At 71.3% G+C, this 26,660-nt stretch carries 20 protein-coding genes; 16 read left to right on the top strand and 4 right to left on the bottom strand.

The window, feature by feature from the left end; translation table 11 throughout:
• Window positions 1-160 precede the first annotated feature (160 nt).
• From ilvC to ACXET9_RS06550, 13 genes are all read left to right on the top strand, one after another.
• On the top strand, window positions 161-1,192 hold the full coding sequence (gene ilvC, locus ACXET9_RS06610; protein ID WP_457885698.1) for a ketol-acid reductoisomerase: 1,032 nt from the start codon (window positions 161-163) through the stop codon (window positions 1,190-1,192).
• A gap of 227 nt (window positions 1,193-1,419) precedes the next feature.
• Window positions 1,420-3,027 (top strand): phosphoglycerate dehydrogenase, encoded by a 1,608-nt coding sequence (gene serA / locus ACXET9_RS06605; RefSeq protein WP_457885697.1) that lies wholly within the window; start codon window positions 1,420-1,422, stop codon window positions 3,025-3,027.
• A gap of 96 nt (window positions 3,028-3,123) precedes the next feature.
• A complete protein-coding gene (locus ACXET9_RS06600; protein WP_457885696.1) occupies window positions 3,124-4,194 on the top strand; it encodes a 3-isopropylmalate dehydrogenase in 1,071 nt (356 codons plus the stop codon).
• 39 nt (window positions 4,195-4,233) lie between these two features.
• On the top strand, window positions 4,234-5,325 hold the full coding sequence (locus ACXET9_RS06595; protein WP_457885695.1) for a branched-chain amino acid aminotransferase: 1,092 nt from the start codon (window positions 4,234-4,236) through the stop codon (window positions 5,323-5,325).
• 10 nt (window positions 5,326-5,335) lie between these two features.
• Window positions 5,336-6,973 (top strand): citramalate synthase, encoded by a 1,638-nt coding sequence (cimA, locus tag ACXET9_RS06590; RefSeq protein WP_457885694.1) that lies wholly within the window; start codon window positions 5,336-5,338, stop codon window positions 6,971-6,973.
• A 217-nt stretch (window positions 6,974-7,190) separates the two neighbouring features.
• Complete coding sequence (locus ACXET9_RS06585; protein ID WP_457885693.1) at window positions 7,191-7,751, top strand: glycine cleavage system protein R; 561 nt, start codon at window positions 7,191-7,193, stop codon at window positions 7,749-7,751.
• A 592-nt stretch (window positions 7,752-8,343) separates the two neighbouring features.
• On the top strand, window positions 8,344-9,525 hold the full coding sequence (locus tag ACXET9_RS06580; protein ID WP_457885692.1) for an MFS transporter: 1,182 nt from the start codon (window positions 8,344-8,346) through the stop codon (window positions 9,523-9,525).
• A gap of 83 nt (window positions 9,526-9,608) precedes the next feature.
• The gene (locus ACXET9_RS06575; protein ID WP_457885691.1) at window positions 9,609-13,394 is read left to right on the top strand and encodes a nitrate reductase subunit alpha; all 3,786 of its coding nucleotides are present in this window, start codon (window positions 9,609-9,611) and stop codon (window positions 13,392-13,394) included.
• A gap of 39 nt (window positions 13,395-13,433) precedes the next feature.
• The gene (narH, locus tag ACXET9_RS06570) at window positions 13,434-15,077 is read left to right on the top strand and encodes a nitrate reductase subunit beta (protein ID WP_457885690.1); all 1,644 of its coding nucleotides are present in this window, start codon (window positions 13,434-13,436) and stop codon (window positions 15,075-15,077) included.
• A 125-nt stretch (window positions 15,078-15,202) separates the two neighbouring features.
• The gene (narJ, locus tag ACXET9_RS06565) at window positions 15,203-15,961 is read left to right on the top strand and encodes a nitrate reductase molybdenum cofactor assembly chaperone (protein ID WP_457885689.1); all 759 of its coding nucleotides are present in this window, start codon (window positions 15,203-15,205) and stop codon (window positions 15,959-15,961) included.
• Window positions 15,958-16,689, top strand: coding sequence for a respiratory nitrate reductase subunit gamma (gene narI, locus ACXET9_RS06560; protein WP_457885688.1), 732 nt, complete (start codon window positions 15,958-15,960; stop codon window positions 16,687-16,689). Before narJ ends, narI begins: the two co-directional genes overlap by 4 nt.
• Window positions 16,689-16,985, top strand: a complete 297-nt coding sequence (locus ACXET9_RS06555; RefSeq protein WP_457885687.1) for a DUF6457 domain-containing protein — start codon at window positions 16,689-16,691, stop codon at window positions 16,983-16,985. The genes narI and ACXET9_RS06555 overlap by 1 nt, the downstream gene beginning before the upstream one ends.
• Before the next feature lie 378 nt (window positions 16,986-17,363).
• The gene (locus ACXET9_RS06550) at window positions 17,364-18,635 is read left to right on the top strand and encodes an MFS transporter (protein WP_457885686.1); all 1,272 of its coding nucleotides are present in this window, start codon (window positions 17,364-17,366) and stop codon (window positions 18,633-18,635) included.
• A 105-nt stretch (window positions 18,636-18,740) separates the two neighbouring features.
• Here ACXET9_RS06550 and ACXET9_RS06545 read toward each other — a convergent pair whose 3' ends face one another.
• The 4 genes from ACXET9_RS06545 to ACXET9_RS06530 all read right to left on the bottom strand — a co-directional run bounded on the left by ACXET9_RS06545 (window position 18,741) and on the right by ACXET9_RS06530 (window position 23,622).
• Window positions 18,741-21,305, bottom strand: coding sequence for a DEAD/DEAH box helicase (locus ACXET9_RS06545; RefSeq protein WP_457885685.1), 2,565 nt, complete (start codon window positions 21,303-21,305; stop codon window positions 18,741-18,743).
• Between the two features lie 22 nt (window positions 21,306-21,327).
• A complete protein-coding gene (locus ACXET9_RS06540; protein ID WP_457885684.1) occupies window positions 21,328-21,894 on the bottom strand; it encodes a PH domain-containing protein in 567 nt (188 codons plus the stop codon).
• Window positions 21,895-21,952: 58 nt separating this feature from the next.
• The gene (locus tag ACXET9_RS06535; protein ID WP_457885683.1) at window positions 21,953-22,927 is read right to left on the bottom strand and encodes a 3-methyladenine DNA glycosylase; all 975 of its coding nucleotides are present in this window, start codon (window positions 22,925-22,927) and stop codon (window positions 21,953-21,955) included.
• 131 nt (window positions 22,928-23,058) lie between these two features.
• Complete coding sequence (locus ACXET9_RS06530; protein WP_457885682.1) at window positions 23,059-23,622, bottom strand: hypothetical protein; 564 nt, start codon at window positions 23,620-23,622, stop codon at window positions 23,059-23,061.
• 186 nt (window positions 23,623-23,808) lie between these two features.
• Between ACXET9_RS06530 and ACXET9_RS06525 the strand changes: the two genes are divergently transcribed.
• The 3 genes from ACXET9_RS06525 to gltX all read left to right on the top strand — a co-directional run bounded on the left by ACXET9_RS06525 (window position 23,809) and on the right by gltX (window position 26,601).
• Window positions 23,809-24,120: a DUF4333 domain-containing protein gene (locus ACXET9_RS06525; RefSeq protein ID WP_457885681.1), complete on the top strand. Its 312-nt coding sequence runs from the start codon at window positions 23,809-23,811 to the stop codon at window positions 24,118-24,120.
• 139 nt (window positions 24,121-24,259) lie between these two features.
• Window positions 24,260-25,036 carry a fumarylacetoacetate hydrolase family protein gene (locus tag ACXET9_RS06520; RefSeq protein WP_457885680.1) on the top strand — a complete coding sequence of 259 codons (777 nt, stop codon included), beginning with the start codon at window positions 24,260-24,262 and terminating at the stop codon, window positions 25,034-25,036.
• Between the two features lie 128 nt (window positions 25,037-25,164).
• Window positions 25,165-26,601 (top strand): glutamate--tRNA ligase, encoded by a 1,437-nt coding sequence (gene gltX, locus ACXET9_RS06515; protein ID WP_457885878.1) that lies wholly within the window; start codon window positions 25,165-25,167, stop codon window positions 26,599-26,601.
• Window positions 26,602-26,660 lie beyond the last annotated feature (59 nt).

Below are 26,660 nucleotides of genomic sequence, written 5' to 3'. Positions count from 1 at the left end.
GGCACGGCGCACGCGGAGCGAACCCGCCGTGCGGCGCCGCGCCCGCCCCTCCGAGGCGTCTCGGATCCGGAGACGTCCTCTCAGAACGTAAGACACAAGGCGATAGGATCCCTTCCATCGCCGGCATACCGCCGAACAGCACGCACCAAGGAGCACACACGTGGCTGAGATCTTCTACGACGACAACGCCGACCTCTCGATCATCCAGGGCAAGAAGGTCGGTGTCATCGGCTTCGGCTCCCAGGGCCACGCCCACGCGCTGAACCTGCGCGACAGCGGCGTCGAGGTCCGCGTGGGCCTCCGCGAGGGCTCGAAGTCGACGGCGAAGGCCGAGGAGGCGGGCCTGGGCACGGGCTCCGTCGCCGAGGTCGCCGAGTGGGCCGACCTGATCATGATCCTCACGCCGGACCAGGACCAGCGGAAGGTCTACGCCGAGTCCATCCAGCCCCACCTGACCGAGGGCAAGGCGCTCGCCTTCGCGCACGGCTTCAACGTGCGCTTCGGCTACATCGAGGTCCCCGCGGGCGTCGACGTCATCCTCATCGCCCCCAAGGCCCCGGGCCACACCGTGCGCCGCGAGTTCGTCGCCGGCCGCGGCATCCCGGACATCGTCGCCGTCGAGCAGGACGCCACCGGCGGCGCCTGGGACCTCGCCCTGTCCTACGCGAAGGGCATCGGCGGCACCCGCGCCGGCGTCATCAAGACGACCTTCACGGAGGAGACCGAGACCGATCTCTTCGGCGAGCAGGCCGTGCTGTGCGGCGGCGTGAGCCACCTCGTGCAGGCGGGCTTCGAGACCCTCACCGAGGCGGGCTACCAGCCGCAGATCGCCTACTTCGAGGTGCTCCACGAGCTCAAGCTGATCGTCGACCTCATGATCGAGGGCGGCATCTCCAAGCAGCGCTGGTCGATCTCCGACACCGCCGAGTTCGGCGACTACGTCTCCGGCCCCCGCGTCGTCACCGACGAGACCAAGGCCAACATGAAGGCGATCCTCACGGACATCCAGGACGGCACCTTCGCCAAGCGCTTCATCGCCGATCAGGACAACGGCGCGAAGGAGTTCGCGGAGCTGCGCGCCAAGGAGCAGTCGCACCCGATCGAGTCGGTCGGCAAGGACCTGCGCAAGATGTTCTCGTGGAACCAGGAGTCCGTGGACTCCGACTACGTCGAGGGCTCGGCCGCGCGCTGATCCGACGTCGGCCGGGCGCTGCGCCCGGCCATCGACGCGGAGGGCCCTGCATCACCGGTGCGGGGCCCTCCGCCGTCGGGAACGGTCACGACGGGGTGGCCGCCTCTCGATTCCGACGACGCCCCAGAGGGGCGTCTCGGATCATGTCCGTCATGACCGCATGCCGGACACGGACGTATCCTTTCCTCGGCCCTGCTCGCGCCGCCATCCTTCCGGAGGTAAACCCTGTGACCCGTCCCGTCGTTCTCATCGCCGAAGAGCTCTCACCCGCGACCGTCGACGTGCTCGGCTCCGACGTCGAGGTGCGCCATGTCGACGGCACCGACCGCCCGGCCCTGCTCGAGGCCGTCGCCGGCGCCGATGCCCTGCTGGTGCGCTCGGCCACCACCGTCGACGCCGAGGTGTACGCCGCGGCCAAGCAGCTCAAGGTCGTGGCGCGCGCAGGCGTCGGCCTCGACAACGTGGACGTCTCCGGGGCCACCCAGGCCGGCGTCATGGTCATCAACGCGCCGACCTCCAACATCGTCTCGGCGGCCGAGCTCGCGATCTCGCTGATCCTCGCCTCGCTGCGCAACGTCGCCCGGGCCGACGCCTCGGTCAAGGCCGGCCGCTGGGATCGCAAGAAGCTCTCCGGCATCGAGCTGCTGGGCAAGACGGTCGGCGTCGTCGGCTTCGGCCGCATCGGCCAGCTGGTCGCCGAGCGCCTCGCGCCCTTCGGCGTGACGCTCCTGGCCTACGACCCCTACGTCAACCACACCCGCGCCGCCGAGCTGGGTGCGCGCGTGGTCGAGCTCGACGAGCTCATGCGCGAGGCCGACGTGGTCACCGTCCACATGCCCAAGACCCCGGAGACCACCGGCCTCATCGGCGCCGAGCAGTTCGCCGTCGCCAAGCCGAACCTGCACGTCGTCAACGCCGCCCGCGGTGGCCTGATCGACGAGGAGGCGCTGTTCGAGGCGCTGAGCACCGGGAAGATCGCCGGCGCCGCGCTCGACGTCTACAGCTCGGAGCCGCCGGCGAAGTCCCCGACCGCCTCGAAGCTCCTCGAGCTCGACTCGGTCACCCTGACCCCGCATCTCGGGGCCTCGACCGCCGAGGCGCAGGAGAAGGCCGGCGTCGCGGTCGCGAACTCGGTCCGCCTGGCCCTGGCCGGCGAGCTCGTCCCCGACGCGGTCAACGTCGCCGGCGGCGCCATCGACGACCTGGTCCGCCCCGGCGTGGCCCTCGCCGACCGCCTCGGCCAGCTGTTCACCGCGATCGCGGGCGGCGCCCCCGAGGTGCTCGACATCATCGTCCGCGGCGAGATCGCCTCGCGCGACGTCACCGCGCTCAAGCTCTCGGCGCTGCGCGGCATCTTCCGCGACGTCGTGACCGAGCAGGTCAGCTACGTCAACGCCCCCGTGATGGCCGACGAGCGCGGGATCGCCGTGTCGCTCGTGACCGAGGACGAGTCGGAGCGCTTCCGCAACGTCGTCGCCATCCGCGGCACCCTGCGTGACGGCAGCGTCGTCCAGGTGGCCGGCACCCTGAGCGGCAACGAGCAGGCGCAGAAGCTCGTCGGCATCGGCGACCATGCCCTGGACGTGCCGCTGAGCGATCACCTGCTGATCATCCGCTACGAGGACCGCCCGGGCCTCGTCGGCCAGTACGGCGCGAAGCTGGGCGAGGCCCAGGTCAACATCGCCGGCATGCAGGTCTCGCGCCTGGGGAACGTCCCCGGTGCCGAGGCGCTCGTGATCCTCAACCTCGACGAGGCCGCCCCGCGCGAGCTCGCCGAGGAGATCGGCGAGGCCATCGGCGCTCGCGCGATCCACGCGGTCGACCTCACCTACTGAGTCGTCCCCGCACCCCGCACCCCGCACCCGTTCGTCGACCCGCTGGCTGACCCCAGCACCACCCGCCCCAGGGCGGAGCACCGGAGGATCCATCTCATGAGCACCACGTCCGCATCCGCGCCCGGCACCCCGCTGCGCCTCGCCGTCATCGAGGGCGACGGCATCGGCAAGGAGGTCGTGCCGCAGGGGCTGCGGGTCCTGCGGGCCGCTCTCGAGCCGGCCGGCATCGAGGTCGAGACCACCGCGTTCGACCTCGGTGCGGGCCGGTGGCACCGCACCGGCGAGACCCTGACCGATGAGGACATGGCCCGTCTCGCCGAGCACGATGCGATCCTCCTGGGCGCGGTGGGCGACCCCGACGTCCCCTCGGGCGTGCTCGAGCGGGGGCTGCTGCTCAAGCTCCGCTTCGGGTTCGACCACTTCGTCAACCTCCGCCCGACCCGCCTGTTCCCGGGGGCGTCGACCCCGCTGGCGAACCCCGGCGAGATCGACTTCCTCGTCGTCCGCGAGGGCACTGAGGGCCCGTACGTCGGCAACGGCGGCGCCATGCGCGTGGGAACGCCCCTCGAGGTCGCGACCGAGGTGTCGCTGAACACCGCGGTCGGCGTCGAGCGCGTGGTCCGCTACGCCTTCGAGCAGGCCCAGCAGCGTCGGAAGAAGCTGACCCTCGTGCACAAGCACAACGTGCTCGTGCACGCCGGCCACCTGTGGCGCCGGATCGTCGAGTCCGTCGGCGAGGAGTTCCCGGAGGTCGCCGTCGACTACGCCCATGTCGACGCCGCGATGATCTACCTGGTCACCGATCCCTCCCGCTTCGACGTGATCGTCACCGACAACCTGTTCGGCGACATCGTCACCGACCTCGCGGGCGCCGTCGGCGGCGGCATCGGCCTGGCGGCGAGCGGCAACATCAACCCCACCGGGGCCTTCCCCTCGATGTTCGAGCCCGTGCACGGCTCCGCACCGGACATCGCGGGCCAGGATCTCGCCGATCCCACGGCCACGGTGCTCTCCGTCGCCCTGCTGCTGGACCACCTCGGCCATGCGGATGCGGCGGACCGCGTCCGCAGCGCGGTCGAGGCGGATCTCGCCGCCCGCGCGGAGCTCGGCGCCCGGGGGACCGTCGCGATCGGCGACGCCCTCGTCGCCGCCGTCTCCGGCCGCTGACCTCCCTCTTCCGTACCGCCCCGTCCCCAGGAGTCCTCGATGAGCGCGCTCACCTTCACCCCGTCCACGGCCACCCGTCGCGTCGGCGACGACGAGCGCGCCGCCATCCTCGCCGACCCCGGATTCGGTGATCACTTCACCGACTACATGGCGCACGCCCGCTGGTCGGAGGAGGGCGGCTGGGCCGATGCCGCGGTCCTGCCCTACGGTCCGCTGGCGATCTCGCCGTCCTCCGCGGTCCTGCACTACGCGCAGGAGATCTTCGAGGGCCTCAAGGCCTTCCGCCACGAGGACGGCACGGTGTGGACGTTCCGGCCCGAGCGCAATGCCGCGCGCATGCAGCGCTCGGCGCGGCGCCTCGCGCTGCCGGAGCTGCCGACCGAGGACTTCCTGGAGTCGCTGCGCGCCGTGGTCTCGGCCGACGAGCCGTGGGTGCCCGCACCGACGGGGGAGACCTCGCTGTACCTGCGTCCGTTCATGTTCGCCAACGAGGACTTCCTCGGCGTGCGGGCGGCACGGACGGTCGACTACTACGTGATCGCCTCGCCCGCCGGCGCCTACTTCCCGCGCGGCGTGCAGCCGCTCGTGGTGTGGGTGACCGACGTGTTCGCGCGGGCCGGGGCGGGCGGGACCGGCGCCGCCAAGTGCGGCGGCAACTACGCCTCCTCGCTGCTCGCGAAGAAGGAGGCCGCCGCGAACGGGGCCGACGAGGTCATGTTCCTGGACTCCGAGACGCACACCAGCGTGGACGAGCTCTCGGGGATGAACGTCTTCGCGATCACGGCCGACGGCCGCATCCTGACGCCCGAGCTGTCGGGGTCGATCCTCGAGGGCGTGACCCGCGAGTCGATCCTGCAGCTCGCCGCCGACCGCGGCCTCCATCCGGTCGAGAAGCATCTGGTCCTCTCCGAGCTGCTGGCGTCGATCGCCGCGGGCGAGGTCGTCGAGATGTTCGCGGCGGGCACCGCCGCGGTCATCAACCCGATCGGCGAGCTCCGCACGACCGACGGCAGCTGGACGATCGGCGACGGCGGCTCGGGCGAGGTCACCCTCGCCCTCCGCGAGGAGCTCACCGGCATCCAGTACGGCCGCGTCGCGGACCGTCACGGCTGGCTCCACCAGCTGGTGTGAGCGGACCGGCATGAGCACCATGGACGCCGCGCACGCCGAGGTCCCGGAGCCCCTCGCGGGCTTCCACCTCTACGACACGACGCTGCGCGACGGCTCGCAGCAGGAGGGGCTGACGCTCTCGGTCGCCGACAAGATCGCCGTCGCCCGGCTCCTCGACGAGCTCGGCGTGACCTACATCGAGGGCGGCTGGCCGGGAGCGGTCCCGCGCGACACCGAGTTCTTCGCGCTCGCCCGCACCGAGCTGGAGCTGAGCCATGCACGCCTCGCCGCCTTCGGTGCGACCCGCAAGGCCGGCACGGCGGTGGAGGACGACCCCCAGGTCGCCGCGCTCCTCGACTCGGGCGCGCCGACGATCACCCTGGTCGCCAAGTCCGATCTGCGGCATGTGCTCGGCGCGCTGCGCACCACCGGCGAGGAGAACCTCGCGATGGTGCGCGAGACCGTCGAGCATCTGATCGCCGCCGGCCGCGAGGTCTTCGTCGACGCCGAGCACTTCTTCGACGGCTTCCTCGACGATCCCGCCTACACGACGTCGGTGATCGCGGAGGCCCTCACGGCCGGAGCCCGCGTCGCCGTGCTGTGCGACACCAACGGCGGCATGCTCCCGCATCAGATCACCGAGATCGTCGAGGACCTGCGCGGACGGCTCGCCGCCCTCGGCCATGCGGAACCGCGCCTGGGCGTCCATGCGCACAACGACTCCGGCTGCGCGGTGGCCAACTCGCTGACCGCCGTCCGCGCGGGGATCACGCACGTCCAGGGCTGCGTGAACGGCTACGGGGAGCGCACGGGCAACGCCGACCTGCTCACGATCCTCGCGGATCTGCAGCTGAAGACGGGGCTCGAGCTCGTCCCGGAGGAGACCCTCGCGGACATGACCCGGATCGCCCACGCGATCGGCGAGATCGTCAACATGCCCGTCGGAGCCCGCGCCCCGTACGTCGGCCAGAGCGCCTTCGCGCACAAGGCCGGTCTGCATGCGAGCGCGATCCGCGTGGACCCCGACCTCTACCAGCAGATCGATCCCCGGCTGGTCGGCAACGACATGCGGATGATCATCTCCGACATGGCCGGCCGCGCGAGCATCGAGCTCAAGGGCCGCGAGCTCGGCTTCGACCTCGCCGGACAGCAGAACCTGCTCACGCGCCTCGCCGCGACGGTGAAGGCCCGCGAGGCCAAGGGCTACTCCTACGAGGCGGCCGACGCCTCCTTCGAGCTGCTGCTGCTCGACGAGATGGAGCGTGCGCCCCGCTACTTCGAGGTCGAGTCCTGGCGGGCCATCTCCCACCAGCTGCGCGACGGCTCCCTCGAGACAGAGGCGACCGTGAAGATCCATGGATCGGCCGACGGATCCGGCCGAGCCGTCGAGATCGCCGAGGGCAACGGCCCCGTCAACGCCCTCGACAACGCACTGCGGCAGGCCCTGCGCGGTCGCTACCCGCTGATCGACGAGCTCGAGCTCCAGGACTTCAAGGTCCGCATCCTCGACTCCCAGCACGGCACCGATGCGACGACCCGCGTGCTCGTGCGCACCGGGGGACCGGGGCTCGAGTTCCAGACCGTCGGCGTCGGCCCGAACCTCATCGAGGCCTCCTGGGAGGCCATCGTCGACGCCTACACCTACGGCCTGTACAAGGCGGGTCTCTGACGAGCTGGGGTGCTGGGGCGCTGAGGTGCTGTTGCGCTGACGTGCTGACGTGCTGTTGCGCTGACGTGCTGACGTGCTGAGGTGCTGGGATGTCCGGGCCCGACGAGCGTCGTCGCTCCCATCGGCCGCGTCGGCCGCGGCAGCAGGGGAGGGATCCCGCCGGGTCGCCTCGGGAAACAGGGGACAGGGACACATCCTCGGCCCTAGCCTGGGCGGCATGACCACCTACGTGCTCACCGCCATCGGCGCCGACCGTCCTGGCCTCGCCTCCGCCCTCGCCGCCGTCGTCGACGAGCACGGCGGCAGCTGGGTCGACAGCCAGATGTCCCTCCTCGCCGGCATGTTCGCCGGGATCGTGCAGGTCGAGGTGCCGGCGCAGAGCGTGCCGGCGCTGCTCGCCGCCCTGCCCGCGCTCGAGGAGCAGGTCGGGCTGCACGTCACGGCGACGCCCTCCGGCGGGGCGACGCATTCCGGCGGGGCGACGCATTCCGGTGGGGCGACGCCTGCCGCCGACGCGCCCGCGCTGAGCCTCCACCTCCTGGGCCAGGACCGTACCGGCATGGTGCGCGAGGTCACCGAGGCCCTCGCCGACGCCGGGGCGACCTTCGACGGCCTGCGCAGCTGGACGCGGGAGACGCCGGAGGGCGGCGGCGTCCTGTTCGAGGCGGAGGCCGAGGTCCGGCTGACCGGGGACGCCGACGCCGCGGAGCTGCGCGGCGCCCTCGAGCGGATCGCCGCCGAGCTCATGGTCGACCTCGAGGTCGACGACCTGGCCTGACGACCGCCGCGCTTGGCGCCTCGACACTGTCGGCTCACGAACCATTTGAGGGGGTCGGATGGTTCGCTAGTCGACACTGTCGGCTCACGAACCATTTGAGGGGGTCGGATGGTTCGCCAGGCGACACTGTCGATCTCACACGGGCCGCGGGGTGCGGGGCGCGGTTCGCGGGCCGCGGTTCGCGGCTGCCGGGCGCTGGACGAGCCGGTTCTGACGCTCGTCACGACAGAATCGATACCCCTGGTCACCTGCATGAGCCACGTCACAGCGCGTATGGTGGTTGCTGACGCACTGCCACGAACTGGAGAGCGGGGGCCATAGGTCCCGTGACCTGGTTCATCGTTCGACCATGCTGGGCCCGTACATGCTTCAGTCCAGAACGGCCGGGTCGAGCTGACCGCTGACCGCTCTCCACAGTGGAGGTCCACGGATGTCCGCAGTTCCCTCGCCCCGCCAGCAGAGCCCCTCCGCGGCAGCCCCGGCCGTCGGCTCGTCGTCCTCCTCCGCCGGCTCCTCCGCAGCCGCGTCCGCCGGCTCTTCCGCAGCCGCGTCCGCCGGCTCCTCCGCAGCCTCGTCCGGTACGGACGCGGCGATGCATCCCGGCGCCTACCGCGCGCTGCTGCTCGCGACCCTCGGCTTCGGCGTCAACTTCTGGGCCTGGGCGCTGCTCAGCCCCCTCGGCCCGGTCTTCGTCGAGCGCGGTCTCGCCCCGGAGGCGTCGCTGATCGTCGCGATCCCCGTCCTCGTCGGCTCCCTGGGCCGGATCCCGATCGGCGCCCTCACCGACCGCTTCGGCGGGCGCATCCTCTTCCCGCTGGTGACCCTGGTGACCGTGCTGCCGGTGCTGTTCATCGGCTTCGTCGGCCAGTACACGTACGCGACCCTGCTCGTCGGCGGTTTCTTCCTCGGGATCGCCGGCACCACCTTCGCGATCGGCGTCCCCTACGTGAACTCGTGGTTCCCGCCGGCGAAGCGCGGGATGGCGACGGGCATCTACGGCATCGGCATGGGCGGCACCGCCATCGCCGCCTTCACCACGGTCCCGCTCGTGCATGCCGCCGGCAACGCCACGCCGTTCGTCGTCACCGCGATCGCCCTGGTCGCCTACGCCGTCATCGCCTGGTTCGCCATGCCGACCTCGCCGAGCTGGGCTCCCTCGAAGCGCAGCATCATCAGCCAGACGGCCGCGGTCACGAAGATCATGCTGACCTGGCAGGCCTGCTACCTGTACGCGCTGTCCTTCGGCGGCTACGTCGCCTTCTCGGTCTTCCTGCCGACGATGCTGAGCACCTGGTACGGGCTCGAGCCCTCCGACGCCTCCTTCCGGATGGCCGGCTTCGTCATCGCGGCCGTGATCATGCGCCCGATGGGCGGCGTCCTCTCGGACCGCATCGGCGCGCCGAAGACGCTGCTGATCTCGTACATCGTCGTCGCTGTCTGCGCCGCCGTGCTGGTCTTCCGCCCGGCGCTGATGCCGATCGGGACGATCGACTTCATCCTCATGGCCGCCGGCCTCGGCCTCGGCTCCGGTGCGGTGTTCGCGCTCGTGGCCCGCACCTCGGAGCCCTCGATGGTGGGCTCGGTGACCGGCTTCGTCGGCGCCGCGGGCGGACTGGGCGGCTTCGTCCCGCCGCTCGCGATGGCGGCCGTCCACCGAGCGACCGGCAGCTACTCCCTGGGCGTCGCCCTGCTGCTGCTCGCGACGCTCGGCGCGGTCGCCGTGACCCTCGTCGTCGCCCGGAAGCGCACGTACCCGGCGACCGACCCCGCTTGACCCGGTGACCGACCACGCTTGAGCCGCTGCCCGGCCCCGCCACTCTGAACCTCTCCCCGAACCACCCCGCGAAGGAGCACCCGATGACGATCCAGGACCAGCACGGACGCCAGGATGCCGATGATCCGACCCGCCCCGGGACGACGGGCGGCGGAGGCGGCGGTGATGCGGGGATCGACAATCCCGCCTGGGACGCGCTGATCGGGGCCCGGAAGATGTTCTCCCGCTCCGAGCGGATCACCGAGGACAACCGCGAGACCCACCGGGTCGGCGGCCGCAGCGGCGACTCGTTCTACCGCGAGCGCTGGAGCCACGACAAGGTCGTCCGCTCGACCCATGGCGTGAACTGCACGGGCTCCTGTTCCTGGAAGGTGTACGTCAAGGACGGGGTCATCACGTGGGAGTCGCAGGAGACGGACTATCCCTCCGCCGGCCCGGACAAGCCCGAGTACGAGCCCCGCGGCTGCCCCCGCGGCGCCTCGTTCTCCTGGTACACCTATTCGCCGACGCGCGTGCGCTACCCGTACGTCCGCTCCGAGCTGCTGCGCATGTACCGCGAGGAGAAGGCGAAGGCGCCCGGCCATGACCCGGTCGAGGCGTGGAAGGCGATCGTCTCCGACCCCGAGAAGGCGATGCGCTACAAGCGCGCCCGCGGCAAGGGCGGCCTCGTCCGCGCCGACTGGGACGAGACCATCGAGATGATCTCCGCGGCGTACGTGCACACGGTCAAGGAGTACGGGCCGGATCGCGCCACGGGCTTCTCGCCGATCCCCGCGATGAGCCAGGTCTCCTTCTCCTCGGGGGCGCGCTTCCACCAGCTCATCGGCGGCTCCATGCTGTCCTTCTACGACTGGTACGCGGATCTTCCGCCGGCGTCGCCGCAGGTCTTCGGCGACCAGACCGACGTCCCCGAGTCGGGCGACTGGTGGGACGCCGCCTACCTGATCATGTGGGGCTCGAACGTCCCGCAGACCCGCACCCCGGACGCGCACTGGATGACCGAGGCCCGCTATCGCGGCCAGAAGGTCATCTCCGTCGCCCCCGACTACGCGGAGTCGGTCAAGTTCGCCGACGAGTGGCTGGCCCCGCACCCCGGGACCGATGCCGCCCTCGCGATGGCGATGGGCCACACGATCCTGCGCGAGTTCTACGTGGAGCAGGAGACTCCCTACTTCTCCTCGTACTCGAAGCAGTACACCGACCTGCCCTTCCTGGTGCAGCTCGAGGAGCGCGAGGACGGCGCTCTGGTGCCGGGCAAGTTCCTGGTCGCGACCGATCTCGGCAGCGCCTTCACCGCGGAGGCGGACACCGAGCACGGCGACTTCAAGCCCATGGTGCTGGACGCGGTCACGGGCGCGCCGGTCGTCCCCAACGGCACCCTCGGGCACCGCTACGCGGGCGACGGCGAAGGACGCTGGAACCTCGAGCTCGGCGACATCGATCCCGCGCTGAGCCTGCTGGGCCATCACGAGGACGTCGCCGAGGTGCTCATGCCGCGCTTCGACACCGCCGGCCAGGGCGGCCGCGGCGACATCGCCCGCGGCGTCCCGATCCGCCGGGTCGGCGGACGCATCGTCACGACCGTCTTCGACCTGCTGCTGGCGGAGTACGGCGTGGGCCGCGAGGGCCTGCCGGGGGAGTGGGCCGCGGGGCCCGAGGACGCCGACGCGCTCTACACCCCGGCCTGGCAGGAGACGATCACGGGCGTGCCCGGCCCGGCGGCCGCGCGGATCGCCCGCGAGTTCGCGCAGAACGCGATCGACTCCCGCGGCCGGTCCATGATCATCATGGGCGCCGGCACCAACCACTGGTTCCACTCGGACACCATCTACCGCTCCTTCCTGACGCTCACCAACCTCTGCGGCACGCAGGGCGTCAACGGCGGCGGCTGGGCGCACTACGTGGGCCAGGAGAAGGTCCGCCCCATCACCGGCTGGCTGCATCTCGCCAACGCGCTGGACTGGTCCCGTCCGCCGCGCCAGATGACGCAGACGACCTACTGGTACATGCACACCGACCAGTGGCGCTACGACCGCTTCGGCGCGGACACGCTGACGGCGACCACCGGCGCGGGCCGCTTCGCGGGCACGACGACGGCCGACGCCGTCGCCCTCTCGCAGCGCCTGGGCTGGCAGCCCTTCTTCCCGCAGTTCGACGTCTCCTCCCTCGACGTCGCCGACCGGGCGAAGGAGGCCGGTCGGGAGACCATCCCGTACCTCGTGGACTCTCTCAAGGACGGGTCGATCCGCTTCGCCGCGGAGGATCCGGACGCTCCCGAGAACTTCCCCCGCATCTGGTCGATCTGGCGGGCGAACACCCTGGGCTCGTCCGCGAAGGGCGACCAGTACTTCTTCCGGCACCTGCTGGGCGTGGACTCCTCGGCGACCGAGGAGGAGACCCCCGAGCAGTTCCGGCCCCGGGACGTGGTGTGGCGTGACGAGGCGCCGATCGGCAAGGTCGACCTCATGCTGACGCTGGACTTCCGCATGACCAGCCACACCCTGCACTCGGACGTCGTGCTGCCGGCGGCGACCTGGTACGAGAAGCACGACCTGTCGACGACGGACATGCACCCCTTCGTGCACTCCTTCAACCCGGCGATCTCGAACCCGTGGGAGTCCCGCACGGACTGGGAGACCTGGGCGGCCATCTCCGAGAAGTTCTCCGAGATGGCGCGGAAGCACCTGGGAACCCGCACCGACGTCGTCGCCTTCCCGCTCCAGCACGACAGCCCCGGCGAGCTCGCCACGCCCCACGGTCGCGTCAAGGACTGGAAGTACGGGGAGTGCGAACCGATCCCCGGGAAGACCATGCCGACGCTCGTCGAGGTCGAGCGCGACTTCACGGCGATCCACGCGAAGTTCACCTCCGTGGGCCCGCTGCTGGACACCCTCGGCATGACGACCAAGGGCATCACCTACGACGTGAAGGAGTACGTCGAGGAGCTCGGGCGGCTCAACGGCGTGCACCGGACGGGGCCCGCCGCGGGGCGGCCCAAGATCGAGACGGACCTGCAGGCCTGCGAGTTCATCCTCAGCCTCTCGGGGACGACGAACGGGCACATGGCCACGGAGGGCTTCAAGACCCTCGAGAAGCGCACGGGCGTGCGGCTGCACGACCTGGCCGCGGAGAACGAGGGCAAGCGCATCCGCTTCGCCGACACCAAGGCCGCCCCGGTGCCCGTGGTCACGAGCCCCGAATGGTCGGGATCGGAGTCCGGGGGGCGCCGCTACAGCCCGTTCACCATCAACGTCGAGCGCAAGAAGCCGTGGCACACCCTCACCGGGCGTCAGCACTACTACCTCGACCACGACTGGATGCTCGAGATCGGGGAGGCGCTGCCGGTGTTCCGACCGCCGCTGGACATGACCGCCCTGTTCGGCGAGAGGCCGGTGGGGGAGGACGACGGGACGTCGATCTCCGTGCGCTACCTGACCCCGCACAACAAGTGGTCGATCCACTCGATGTACATGGAGAACTTCTTCATGATGAACCTCTCCCGCGGCGGCCAGACGATCTGGATGAGCGTCGAGGACGCGGAGGCCGTCGGCATCACCGACAACGACTGGATCGAGGCCGTGAACCGCAACGGCGTCGTCGCCGCCCGCGCGGTGGTCAGCCATCGCATGCCCCGCGGCACCGCGTACATGTACCACGCGCAGGACCGCACGGTGTACGTGCCGCTGACCGAGCGCGACGGCAAGCGCGGCGGCATCCACAACTCGCTCACCCGCATCATGCTCAAGCCCTCGCATCTGATCGGCGGGTACGCGCAGCTGTCCTACGCCTTCAACTACTACGGACCCACCGGGAACCAGCGCGACGAGGTGACGGTCATCCGCCGGCGCACCGCTCCGGTCGAATACTGATCCGTCGCTGACGATCCCCCGTCGGAAGGAACCTTCGCAATGCGAGTCATGGCCCAGATGTCGATGGTGATGAACCTCGACAAATGCATCGGCTGCCACACCTGCTCGGTCACCTGCAAGCAGGCCTGGACCAACCGTGCCGGTACGGAGTACATCTGGTTCAACAACGTCGAGACGCGTCCCGGTCAGGGATACCCGCGCGGCTACGAGGACCAGGAGAAGTGGAAGGGCGGCTGGGAGCTCGGCCGCAACGGTCGGCTGCGGCTCAAGGCCGGCGGCCGCATCACGAAGCTGCTCCAGCTCTTCTCGAACCCGCGCCTGCCCGGGATCGAGGACTACTACGAGCCGTGGACGTACGAGTACGACAACCTGCTCAACGCCCCCGCCCAGCAGGACACCATCCCGACGGCCCCGCCGAAGTCGCTGATCACGGGCGAGCGGGTGCAGGTCCAGTGGTCGGGCAACTGGGACGACGACCTCGGCGGCACCTACCTGCACAAGGACAAGGACCCGATGCTGAAGGGCATCGAGGACAAGGTCCAGTTCGAGTTCGACCAGACGTTCATGTTCTACCTGCCGCGCATCTGCGAGCACTGCCTGAACCCGACCTGCGTCGCCTCCTGCCCGTCGGGCGCGATCTACAAGCGCGAGGAGGACGGCATCGTCCTGGTGGACCAGGACGGCTGCCGCGGCTGGCGCATGTGCATCACCGGCTGCCCGTACAAGAAGATCTACTTCAACCACCGCACCGGCAAGGCCGAGAAGTGCACCTTCTGCTATCCCCGCATCGAGCAGGGGGAGCCGACGGTGTGCGCGGAGACGTGCGTCGGCCGCCTGCGCTACATCGGGCTCGTGCTGTACGACGCCGACAAGGTCACCGAGGCCGCGTCGACGCCCGACGAGAAGGACCTCTATCGCGCCCAGCGCGATCTGATCCTGGACCCGAACGATCCCGAGGTGATCGCCGGGGCGAAGGCCGCGGGGATCCCGCACGACTGGCTGCTCGCGGCGCAGAAGTCCCCGACCTACAAGCTCATCAAGGAGTACGAGGTCGCGCTGCCGCTGCATCCGGAGTACCGGACGATGCCGATGGTCTGGTACATCCCGCCGCTGTCGCCCGTGGTCGACGTCGTCAAGGACACCGGCTACGACGCGGAGGACGCCGACAACCTCTTCGCCGCGATCGACGCCCTGCGCATCCCGGTGGAGTACCTCGCGAACCTCTTCACCGCCGGTGACGTCCCCGCCGTCGAACGCGTCCTCTACCGGATGGCGGCGATGCGCTCCTACATGCGCGACATCAACCTCGGCCGTGCACCGCGCGAGGGCATCGCCAACGCCGTCGGGATGGACGGCGAGACCATGCAGGAGATGTACCGCCTGCTGGCGATCGCCAAGTACGAGGACCGCTACGTCATCCCCGTGGGGCACCACGAGTCCGCCCACTCGCTCGAGGGCACCGGCACCGACTGCCCGCTGAACGCCCCCGGCGGACCGGGCATGGGCATGTCCCTGCCCGAGGAGTCCCTCGGCATGGCCGGCCCCGGCTACGCGAGCAAGCGCCGCGAGGGCGGGATCCCCGACCGCCCGTCGGGCGTGACGGTGAACCTGCTGAACTGGGACGGCCGCGGACGGCCCGACGGTCTGTTCCCGAGCGCCTCCCCGGCGACCGGGGGTGCATGATGGGCGCGCTCGCGAGGCTCCTGGGCCGACGGGCGGATCCCGCCGGCGCAGGCGCTGATCGGGTCGCTGATCGGAGCGCTGGCGCGGGGGCGGCACCGACCGATGCCTCCCGCGGAGGCATCGCGATGCTCGCGCGCCCCGCCGGTCGCTCCCGCGACCTGCTGCACGCCTCGGGGATGACGACGCCGCAGCTGCGGGCCTGCTGGCTGGCGGTCTCCTGGCTGCTGTCGTATCCCGACGCCGAGGTCCGCGAACGGCTCGGGCAGGTGCGGGCGCTCGCCGACGAGGCGGAGCCGGCGGCCCGCGCCCTGCTGCTCGGGACCGTCGACGCGCTCGAGGCCCGGGACGCACTGGACCTGCAGGAGGAGTATGTCGACACCTTCGACACCCGACGTCGCGGCTGCCTGTACCTGACGTACTTCAGCCAGGGGGATACGCGTCGGCGGGGGATGGCCCTGCTGCGCATCAAGCAGGACTTCCGCGCCGCGGGCGTCGAGGTCGGCAGCGCGGAGCTGCCCGACCATCTGCCGCTCGTGCTGGAGTTCGCCGCGGGGCACGACCCCGAGCGGGGCGCGAAGATCCTGCGTGCGAACCGTCCCGGCGTCGAGCTGCTGCGCCTGCACCTGGAGGACGTCGGCTCGCCCTGGCACGGTGCCGTCGCGGCGCTGTGCGCGACGCTCCCGCCCTTGGACGCCGACGACCGCGCCGCGGTCATGGCGCTCGCCGCGGAGGGGCCCGCGGAGGAGACCGTCGGCCTGGACGGCTACGGGCTCGACGGCGACGCCGGCGATCTCGCCGGCCAGACCTTCGCCTCCGGCTGCGGATCCGATGCCGCCGCGCCCGGCCCCGTCCCGGTGGACCTGATGAGAGGAAGGCCCTCGTGAACCCCGATTCCGTCACCGCGATCCTGCTGTGGATCGTCTACCCGTACATGGTGCTGGCCGTGTTCGTGCTGGGGCATGTGTGGCGCTTCCGCGCCGACCGCTTCGGCTGGACCAGCCGTTCCAGCCAGATCTACGAGTCGAAGCTGCTGTCGATCGGCTCGCCGATGTTCCACTTCGGGATCATCGGGATCTTCTTCGGTCATGTGGTGGGCCTCGGGATTCCGAAGGCCTGGACCGAGGCGATCGGCCTGTCGAACCACATGTATCACCTGATGGCGGTGACGATCGGCCTCGCCGCCGCGGTCTCCTGCGTGGGCGGCTTGCTCATCCTGCTGTACCGGCGCCGCACCAACAGTCGCGTGTTCGGCGCGACGACCGTGAGCGACAAGGTCATGTACCTGCTGCTGAGCCTCGTGATCCTGTTCGGGGTGCTCGCGACCCTCGTGCACTCCACCTTCGGGACGTACGACTACCGCGAGGGCGTGTCGATCTGGTTCCGCGACTTCTGGACCCTGCGCCCGACCACGGACCTGATGACCCAGGCGCCGATCTTCTTCCAGCTGCACATCCTCAGCGCGCTGACGCTGTTCGCGGCCTGGCCGTTCACGCGGCTCGTGCATGTCTTCGCGGCGCCGATCGGCTACCTGACCCGTCCGTACATCGTCTACCGCAGCAAGGACCCGTCCAAGGAGGCCGAGCGCCGCGGCTGGGAGAAGGTGAAGTTCTGATGGGGCACGCCCATGGCGCGGACCGTCCGCCGGTCACCCAGCAGGACGACTGGGAATCGCTCCTGCTGCCCTGGATCCGGGAGGTCCAGGACGGCCTCGGCATCGCCGACTGCGAGCTCGACGTCGACCGCGTGCACTCGATGACGGGCGTGGTCGCGGGGGAGGTGCAGCGCTCGATGGCCCCCATCTCCTCGTTCCTCGTGGGCCTGGCCATCGGCCGCGGAGCGAGCCTCGAGGAGGCCTGCCGCGCGGTCGAGCGCATCACCCGCGAGCGCTCGGCGGCGCCCGTGCCCTGACCCGGATCTCCCAGGATCGGTTCCTGCAGAACCGAGTCCTGCAGGATCATCGGCCGACGGCTCCGACGGCTCCGACGGCTCCGACGGCTCCGACGGCTCCGACGGCTCCGACGGCTCCGACGGCGCCGGCGGATCCGGCCAGCCGCTCCGACGGGGCGTCGCATCCACACATGCGGCGCCCCGTCGCGGTGCTCCGCGGGTCGGCAGGCGCGGTCGCAGGACCACGGTGCCTCCGTCGGCGGCCGACGGCGATGCCGGACTCCGGCCGTGATGCTTCCGTGATCATGCGTCCTGCCGCGGGAGCGGAGGCCGCCCGCTCGCGGGGCGAGGGACGACGCTGGCGCGGACCGCATCCCCCTCGTGGAAGCCGAGACGCCCGTGAGCATCGACCCCGCCGTCCCGATCCCCGCCGTCCTGAATCCTGCCGCCGCATCCGCATCTGCATCCGCACCGGCGGCGTCGTCGGCGTCCGATCACGCCCCGGCCCCGGCCCCGGCCCCGGTCGGGGCCGGGCGGGCCCTCGCCCTGGCGACCCTCGGCTTCGCGCTGAACTGCTGGGCATGGGCGCTGCTGAGCCCGCTGGGCCCCCTCGCCGTCGAACGGGGCATCGCCCCGTCGTCGGCCCTGATGGTCGCGATCCCGGTGCTCGTGGGCTCCCTCGGACGGATCCCGGTCGGCGCCCTCACCGACCGATTCGGCGGGCGCACGATGTTCAGCGTGGTCTCGCTGCTGGCCGTCGTCCCGGTCCTGCTGCTCGGCTTCATCGGCCAGCACAGCTACCCGGGCCTCCTCCTCGGCGGCTTCCTGCTGGGCACCGCCGGGACCGTCTTCGCGATCGGCATCCCCTATGTCACCTCGTGGTTCCCTCCGGAGCGCCGTGGACGGGCGCTCGGCATCTTCGGGATGAGCATGGGCGGCACGGCGATCAGCGCCTTCACGACGGTCCCGCTCGTGACGCACATCGGGGACCGCGCCCCCTTCGTGCTGACCGCGGCGATGCTCGTCGCCTACGCGCTCGTGGTCCTGCGCTGGATGCCCACCGCGCCGACCTGGAGCCCGAGCAGCGGCGACATGGTCGGCCGCACGATGCGGGCGCTGCGCCACCCGGTGAGCCTGCCCGCCTCCTACCTCTACGCGGTGTCCTTCGGCGGCTATGTCGCCTTCACGGTGCTGCTGCCGACGCTGCTCGGGATCCGCTACGGACTCTCCGCGGCGGACGCCTCGTTCCGCATGGCCGGCTTCGTCGTGGTCGCGGTGCTGCTGCGGCCCGTCGGCGGCATCCTCGCGGACCGGCTCGGTGCCGCCCGCACCCTGCTGATGTCCTACGCGATCGTCGCGGCGGCGGCGACGGCGCTCGCGCTGCCGCTCCCGCTGATGCCGCTGGGGACGCTGGCCTTCCTCGCCGCAGCGGGCGGCCTGGGCCTCGGGACCGGCGCGGTCTTCGCCCTCGTCGGGACGGTCGCGGCGCCCACGGAGGTCGGGGCGATCACCGGGCTCGTCGGCGCGGCCGGGGGCCTGGGCGGATTCCTGCCCCCGCTGCTGATGGCGGCGATCCTCGCGGCGACCGGCGCCTACACGGCGGGCTTCGCGCTGCTGGCGCTCGGCGCAGTCGCCGCCGGGATCGTCACCCTGCGGCTCGCGCGGCGCTGAGGCCCGCCTCGTGCGGCGCCCGCCGACGAGCTCCGCGCCGCCGATGGGTGGTGCTGCGCCGCCGACGGGCGCTGCGCCGCTGACGGGCGCGGGTCCGCCGCGGGATCAGTCGCGGAAGCCGCCGATCTCGCCGACGTGCGTGATCGCGAGCACCGGCTCGCCGGCCTCGTCGGTGGCCTCGAGGTCGAGCTCCGCCTCGATCGCCCAGTCGCGGTGGCCGTCGGGATCGTCGAGCACCTGGCGGATCCGCCAGATCCTCGACTCCTCGGTGATCTGCAGCAGCTGGGGGGAGCGGGAGGGGCCGTCGATGCCGACCTCGTCGTAGGTGTCGTAGTACTCGTCCATCGCCTCTGCCCAGGCCCTCCGGTCCCATCCGGACGCGGCGTCGAGCTGTCCCAGGCGCTCCTCCCGCTCGAAGGCGAAGTGCTCGACCCGCTGCCACATGGCCGCGCGGACCATCGTCCGCAGCACCTTCGTCTGCGCGGAGAGGCCGCGGGGGCTCGTCGGACGCACCTCGGAGGCGGCATCGGACTCGAGGTCCTCCGGATGCGAGAGGGCCTCCCACTCGTCCAGCAGCGAGGAGTCGATCCCGCGCACCAGCACGCCCAGCCACTCGATGAGATCCTCGAGCTCCTCGGTGCGCAGGTCCTGCGGGATCGTGCGGCGCATCGCCTGGTAGGCGTCGGAGAGATAGCGCAGGACGATGCCCTCGGAGCGCTGCAGGCCGTAGCGCTGGACGAACTCGGAGAAGGTCTGCCCGGTCTCGTGGATCTCGCGGACGATCGACTTGGGGGAGAGGTCCGACTCCCGCACCCACGGATGCCGGCGCCGATAGATCTCCAGCGCCGCCTCGAGATCCTCGGCGAGGGGCTTCGGCCAGGTGACCTCGTCCAGCCGCGCCATCCGCTCGTTGTACTCGACGCCGTCGGCCTTGAGCTCCGCCAGCAGCTCCCCGCGCGCGGCGTTCTGCTGCGCCAGCAGGATCTGGAAGGGATCCTCGAGGATGGCCTCGAGGATCGAGACCGTGTCCATCGTCAGGGTCTCCGACTCCTCGTCGAGCGTGTCGATCATCGCGATCGCGAAGGGAGCCAGCGGCTGATTCATCGTGAAGTCCAGCTGCAGGTCCTCGACCAGTGCGATCAGGCGGCCCAGATGATCGGGCTCGGGCAGGATCTCGACGATGTCGGCGTCCTTCAGGCCGCGCAGCAGCTCGATCGCCTCGCGCGCGAGCTTCACCTTCTGCGTGCGGGTCTGATGGCTCGCGAAGATCAGGTGACGGCCCGCGGCGACCGCGCTGCCGGGCCGCGAGATCAGCGCCAGCACCATCGAGGCCGTGATCCGCAGATGCGGACGCAGCGCCTCCGGCTGGTTCTCGACGAGCTTGTCGAGGTTCTGCTCGGACCAGGAGACCGCGCCCTCGGGGATCCGCGGCTTCGGCTCCTTCTTGCGCTTCTTCGCGCTGTTGGGCGCCTTCCCCGACTCCTCCCGCGCCTTCTGCTTCGCCCGTTCGCGCTCGAACTCGATCGTCCAGGTCGGCGCCTGCACGACGACGTGGCCGACGGTGTCGAAGCCCGCGCGCCCCGCCCGCCCGGCGATCTGATGGAACTCGCGCGTGTTCAGCAGGCGCATCCGGCGCCCGTCGTACTTCGCGAGCCCGGTCAGCAGCACCGTGCGGATCGGCACGTTGATGCCGACGCCGAGGGTGTCGGTGCCGCAGATGAGCTTCAGCAGACCCGACTGGGCGAGCTTCTCCACCAGACGGCGGTACTTCGGCAGCATGCCGGCGTGGTGCACGCCGATGCCCTCGCGCACGAGCTTCGAGAGGATCTGCCCGAAGCCCTTGGAGAAGCGGAAGTCGCCGATGATCTCGCGGATCCGCTCCTTCTCCTCGGGGGTCAGCACCTTCGTCCCCAGCAGCGCCTGCGCCTGCTCGAGGGCGTCCTTCTGCGTGAAGTGCACGATGTACACCGGGGCGTCGCGGTCCTGCAGGATCGTCGTGATCGTGTCCGGCAGCGGCTCGAGGGACCAGCGGAAGTCCAGCGGCACCGGACGCGGCGCATCGGCGATCACGCTGACGTCCCGATCGGTGCGCTCCTCGAGATCCTCCACCAGGAAGGACACGTCCCCGAGGGTCGCGCTCATCAGCACGAACTGGCAGTCGGGCATCTCGATCAGCGGCACCTGCCACGCCCAGCCGCGCTGCGCATCGCCGTAGTAGTGGAACTCGTCCATGACGGCGAGCCCGATGTCCGAGGTCGCACCGTCCCGCAGCGCATGGTTCGCGAGGATCTCGGCGGTGCACACGATGATCGGGGCATCGTGGTTGACGGCCGAATCGCCCGTCATCATGCCCACCATGTCCGCGCCGAACATCTGCACCAGGTCGAAGAACTTCTCCGAGACGAGGGCCTTGATCGGGGCCGTGTAGCAGGCGCGCTCGCCGCGCGCGACGGCCGCGAAGATCGCCGCATACGCGATCGTCGTCTTCCCCGAGCCCGTGGGCGTCGCCGCGATCACGTGATCGCCCGCCGCGATCGCCAGCAGCGCCTCCTCCTGATGCGGGTACAGGGTGCGGCCGACGGACTCCTGGGCGGCGACGAATCCGTCCACGATCGCCTCCTGTCCGGCGGCGGAGGCGGCATCGGGCAGGAAGGGGGCGAGGAGGGGCATGGGGTCCAGTCTGCCAGGCCCGTCAGCGGGCCCCGAACTCCCCGGCCAGCCAGCGCCGGTGCACGTCGGCGGCGATGCGGGTGGAGGGCTGCGGAACCCGGGGATCGTGGCGAGAGGGATCGGCGGAGCCGACGAGGCCGTCGCGCAGGTGGAGGAGCTGATAGGCGGTGATGGGCGCGACCACGCGCTCGCCGGACATGGTCGCGATGCAGGTCGCGCGCCGCCAGTACCAGTGGTCGCTGGTCTCCACGCGGGCGACCTGCTCCCAGGGGATCCAACGGCGGCGGAGCATGCCGCGGACCTCGACGCCCGCGGTGGTGACCGTGAAGGCCTGGCGGGAGTTGCGCCACACCAGCGCGATGATGCCGAGCAGCAGCACGAAGCCCAGGAGGAAGGGGACCCCCACGACGAGCACCCCGGTCCACGCCTCCGAGGAGGGCGTCTCCGACGACAGCAGCCTCACGGCGGGGACCACAGCCATCAGGACGAGGACGAGACCGCCGACGAGCGCCACCAGGGCGAGGGAGATCCGCTGCAGCCAGCGGAGGCCGGCGTGGAACTGCGAGACGTGGAGGATCTGGCCGTGCATGGGTCCCACCCTGCCACGGCTCCCCGCGCGGGGGCGTGCTCGCCGCGTCAGGGCGCCGTCAGGGCAGCAGAGGGGCGAGCTCCTCGAGGATCCGGCGGCGCAGCGCATCGGCGCCGTCGGCGAGCTCCCGCTGGCGCCGCACGTACTCGGCCTTCCCGGCGGGGGTCTCGATCGGCACGACGCCGTATCCCAGCGGGCGGACGTCGTACGGGCTCGCCTCCATGTCCAGCACCCGGGTGCTGCGCGCCTGCTCGAAGCAGTCGAGCACGAGCGAGGACGGCAGCAGGGGCGTCAGCTTCATCGCCCACTTGTACAGGTCCATCCCCACATGCAGGCAGGCGGGGTTGTCGAGCGCCGACTGCGTGGAGCGGTCCGGCTGCAGCGCGTTGCGCGGGGCCGACGTCGGCGTGAAGAAGCGGAAGGCGTCGATATGGGAGCACACCAGCTGCTCGCGCTCGACGACGGCGTCGGTCTCAGCCTGCCCGAGCCGCAGCGGCAGGTCCTCGTGCCGCTGCTCGCCCTCGCGGAGGCCATGCACCATCGCCCACTCGTGCAGGCCGAAGCAGCCGAACTGGGGGCGCCGCGCCGCGAGGGTCGAGGAGGACAGCAGACGGCTCATGAACGCGAAGGCGGAGGCGCGCTCCTCGAGATAGCGGCCGACGTCGGCCCGGCGCAGGGTCGACCCCTCGATGCCGGCGGGGGACCCGAGGGGTGAGCCGGCGGGGGAGTCGAGGTACCAGGAGCGCCGGCCCTCGTCGTCGACGTCGGCGATCGCGCTCCCGCCGTGCTCGTCGCGGTCTGCGGAGGCGTCGTAGGCGACCTGCCAGCCCGGATGCCAGCGGCGCAGGCGCGCGGCGGAGAACGGGTAGTAGGTGAACAGGAAGTCCTCCACCGGGTGCTTCTGCCCGAGCCGGCGGCGCTCGCGATGCCCGGCGGTGAGCGCGTCGGCCCGCTCCTCATGCGCCCGGCGCGCGGACCGGGCCTCGGCGGCCGACAGCGCGCTCGAGGGGGCGGCGAGGGTCGGCGCGGTCACGGGATCTCCTGAGGTGCGGGGCGGGGCGGGACGCGGTCGGTCCATCGTACGAGCGGGAGGTCGCATCCACGCTGTGCCGTCGGCCTCAGCGGCGGTGCGGCCCACCCTGGTGGCCCCGGGCCGCGGACGGCTCACGCCCGAGGGCCGAGCTCCCCGCGACGGAAGCGGATCAGAGCGCCGGCGGCGGCACGGTAGGCGGAGGGGGACCCCTCGGCCGCCTCGGCGAGGAATGACGGGACCGGCGGGGCGTTCCGCTCGGCGGCGCGCCCGGTGCGCGCGGCGAGGAGACGTCGGCCGTCGTCCACGGAGACGACGACCGCACCGGGCACGAGCCCTCCGTCGGACGGGGCGACCTCGACGACCTGCTCCCAGCGGACGTGGACCGGCGTGAGGCTGTAGGGCGCGGTCAGCGTGATGCCCAGGGCCGTGACCTCGAAGCGGGAGCGCACGGTCGTCATGGCGAGGTAGACCAGCAGCGCCGCCACCACGACGGCGAGCAGCAGCGGCAGGATGATGATGACGACCAGCACCGGTGCCGCCCACAGGGCGACGGCGCCCAGGACGAGGCACAGGGCGATGATCAGGAGGTCCAGGGCGCCGCCCACGGCGATCAGGATCAGATCGCGACGGATGCTCTCCGGGGTGGGCATGGAGAAGAGCGGCGGCGCGGCGTCGGTCGGAGGAGGGGTCGTCATGGACCGACCCTAGGCGCTGGCCTCCCTCCCCGCGACGGCGCAGCATGGGGACCTCTCCCCATGGACGGGTGCGCGCCGTCGGAGCAGGATGGGTCCGCGAGGACGGCTCGTCCGCGTCCGTCAGGGCGACGGCGGGACGTGCTCGACCGGAATCCCTTCCCCGCTCACCCCCACGAGGAGCACACCATGTCGACCACCAGCACCCGCACCCGCCGTGTCCTCGCCCCGCTCGCCCTCGCGGCGATGGGCGCTCTCGCCCTCACCGCCTGCAGCTCGAGCGTGTCCGCCTCCGACGTCGAGGAGCAGATCAGCACGCAGTACGAGGCCCAGGTCGGCACCGCGCCCGACGAGGTCTCCTGCGACGAGGACCTCCCCGCCGAGGTCGACGCGCAGATCACCTGCTCCATGACCGTCGAGGGCCAGGAGGTTCCGCTCACGGTCACCGTCACCTCCGTCGAGGACGGCACCGCGAGCTTCGACATCGAGGTCGCCGAGTGACCTGCGCCTGATCCGCGGACGGCGTCGGGCCCGGCGCTCCGCGCCGCCGCTCCACAGCGCCGCCGCGCGCTGCCGCCGCGCCCTTCGGGGAGGCATCGTCCTCCGGAGGGCGGCGCGGCGACGTCCTAGACTTGCCCCCATGCGCATCGCCCGATTCACCACCGGTGAAGACCCCATGTACGGCATCGTCCAGGACCGGGACGGCGAGGACATGGTCTTCGGCATCACCGGCGACCCCCTGTACACCGAGATCCGTCCCACCGGGAAGGTCCACCCCCTCGCGGACGTCCGGCTCCTCGCCCCCGTGATCCCGCGCTCCAAGGTGGTGTGCGTCGGCCGCAACTACGCCGCCCACGCCGAGGAGCTCGGCAACGAGGTGCCCGAGAGCCCCCTGCTGTTCCTCAAGCCCAACACCGCCGTCGTCGGCCCCGGCGACCCCGTCGTGCTGCCCGCGTACAGCAGCGAGGTCAGCCTCGAGGCCGAGCTCGCGATCGTCATCCAGCGGATGGCCAAGGACGTCGCGCCCGAGGACGTCGCCGACGTCGTCCTCGGCTACACCTGCGCCAACGACTTCACCGCCCGGGATGCCCAGCGCGACGAGAAGCAGTGGTTCCGCGCCAAGGCCTTCGACACCTCCTGCCCGATCGGGCCCTGGATCGAGACCGACCTGGACCCGTCCTCCCTCGCGATCGGCTCCGCGGTCGACGGCGAGGTCGCGCAGGCCGGCACGACCGCCGACATGCTCCGCTCCGTCCCCGAGCTGGTCGCCGAGATCTCCCGCGTGGTCACCCTGCTGCCCGGGGACCTGATCCTCACGGGCACCCCGGCCGGGGTGCGCACGGTCGAGGCCGGCGCCAGCGTCGACGTGACCATCGAGGGCATCGGCACCCTCACCAATCCTGTCGTCCGGCGCTGAGCGCCCCGACGTCCCCCTCGAAGGAGAATCCCCGCGTGACCCACGCCCCTGCCACCGCACCCACCACCGACGCCTCCGGCGCGGAGGTCCGCGTGCGCTTCTGCCCGAGCCCCACCGGCACGCCCCATATGGGCATGGTGCGCACGGCCCTGTTCAACTGGGCGCACGCCCGCCATCACGGCGGCAAGCTCGTCTTCCGCATCGAGGACACCGATGCCGCCCGTGACAGCGAGGAGTCGTACCACCAGCTGCTCGACGCGATGCGCTGGCTCGGCATCGACTGGGACGAGGGCGTCGAGGTCGGCGGGCCCGACGGGCCCTACCGCCAGTCCGAGCGCGGCGACATCTACCGCGAGGTCATCGAGAAGCTCAAGGCCGCGGGCTCCATCTACGAGTCCTATTCGACCAACGACGAGATCCGCGAGCGCCATCTGGCGGCCGGACGCGACCCGCAGCTCGGGTACGACGGTGCCGACCGCGATCTCACCGAGGAGCAGAAGGCCGCCTTCCGCGCCGAGGGTCGCGAGCCCGTGTGGCGCCTGCGCATGCCCGACGAGGACATCGTCTTCGAGGACCTCGTGCGCGGGGAGATCACCTTCCGCGCCGGCTCCACGCCGGACTTCGTCGTGGTGCGTGCGAACGGCCAGCCGCTGTACACGCTCGTGAACCCGGTCGACGACGCGCTCATGCGCATCACCCACGTGCTGCGCGGCGAGGACCTGCTCTCCTCCACCCCCCGCCAGATCGCGCTCTACCGGGCACTCATCGAGGTCGGCGTGGCGCAGACCGTCCCGCAGTTCGGCCACCTGCCCTACGTGCTGGGGGAGGGGAACAAGAAGCTGTCCAAGCGCGACCCCGAGTCGAACCTGTTCCTCTACCGGGACCAGGGCTTCCTGCCCGAGGGCATGGTCAACTACCTCGCCCTGCTGGGCTGGGGCTACAGCGCGGACCAGGACATCTTCACGCGCGAGCAGATGGTCGAGCGCTTCGACGCCGCGGACGTGAACCCGAACCCTGCGCGCGTGGACTTCAAGAAGGCCACCGCGATCAACGCCGACCACATGCGTCTGCTCGATCCCGCCGAGTTCACTCGCCGGATGGTGCCGTACCTGCAGGCGGCGGGCCTGGTGGACGAGACGCCGACGGCGCAGCAGCAGGCGGTGCTGGAGGCCGCCACGCCGCTCGTGCAGCCCCGCATGAACCTGCTGGGCGAGGCGCCCGACATGCTCCGCTTCCTCTTCATCGCCGATGCCGATCTGGTGGTCGAGGACGACGCCCTGAAGAAGATCGGCGACGACCCCGTCGCGGTCCTCGAGCGGGCGATCTCCGAGGTCGAGGGCGTCGACGAGGCGGACTTCGCCGCGGCGGCCCTCGAGGAGCACCTGCGCGCCGCGATCGTCGACGACATGGGCATCAAGCCGCGCCTGGCCTTCGGGCCGCTCCGCAGCGCGATCTCGGGCCGACGGATCTCCCCGCCGCTGTTCGAGTCCATGGAGCTGCTGGGCAAGGCGTCGAGCCTCGCGCGCCTCGGCGCCCTGCGGGATCGCCTCGCAACTGCGGGATGACCTCCGGGAACGCTGTGGGGCCGGGTGGTCAGCCTCACAGCGTTCCGGGCCCGTTTCGA

This window comes from Brachybacterium netajii (SeqCode), from assembly GCF_054114245.1.
The sequence above is the reverse complement of the archived record's forward strand: the minus strand, read 5'-3'. Positions and strand labels throughout refer to the sequence as shown.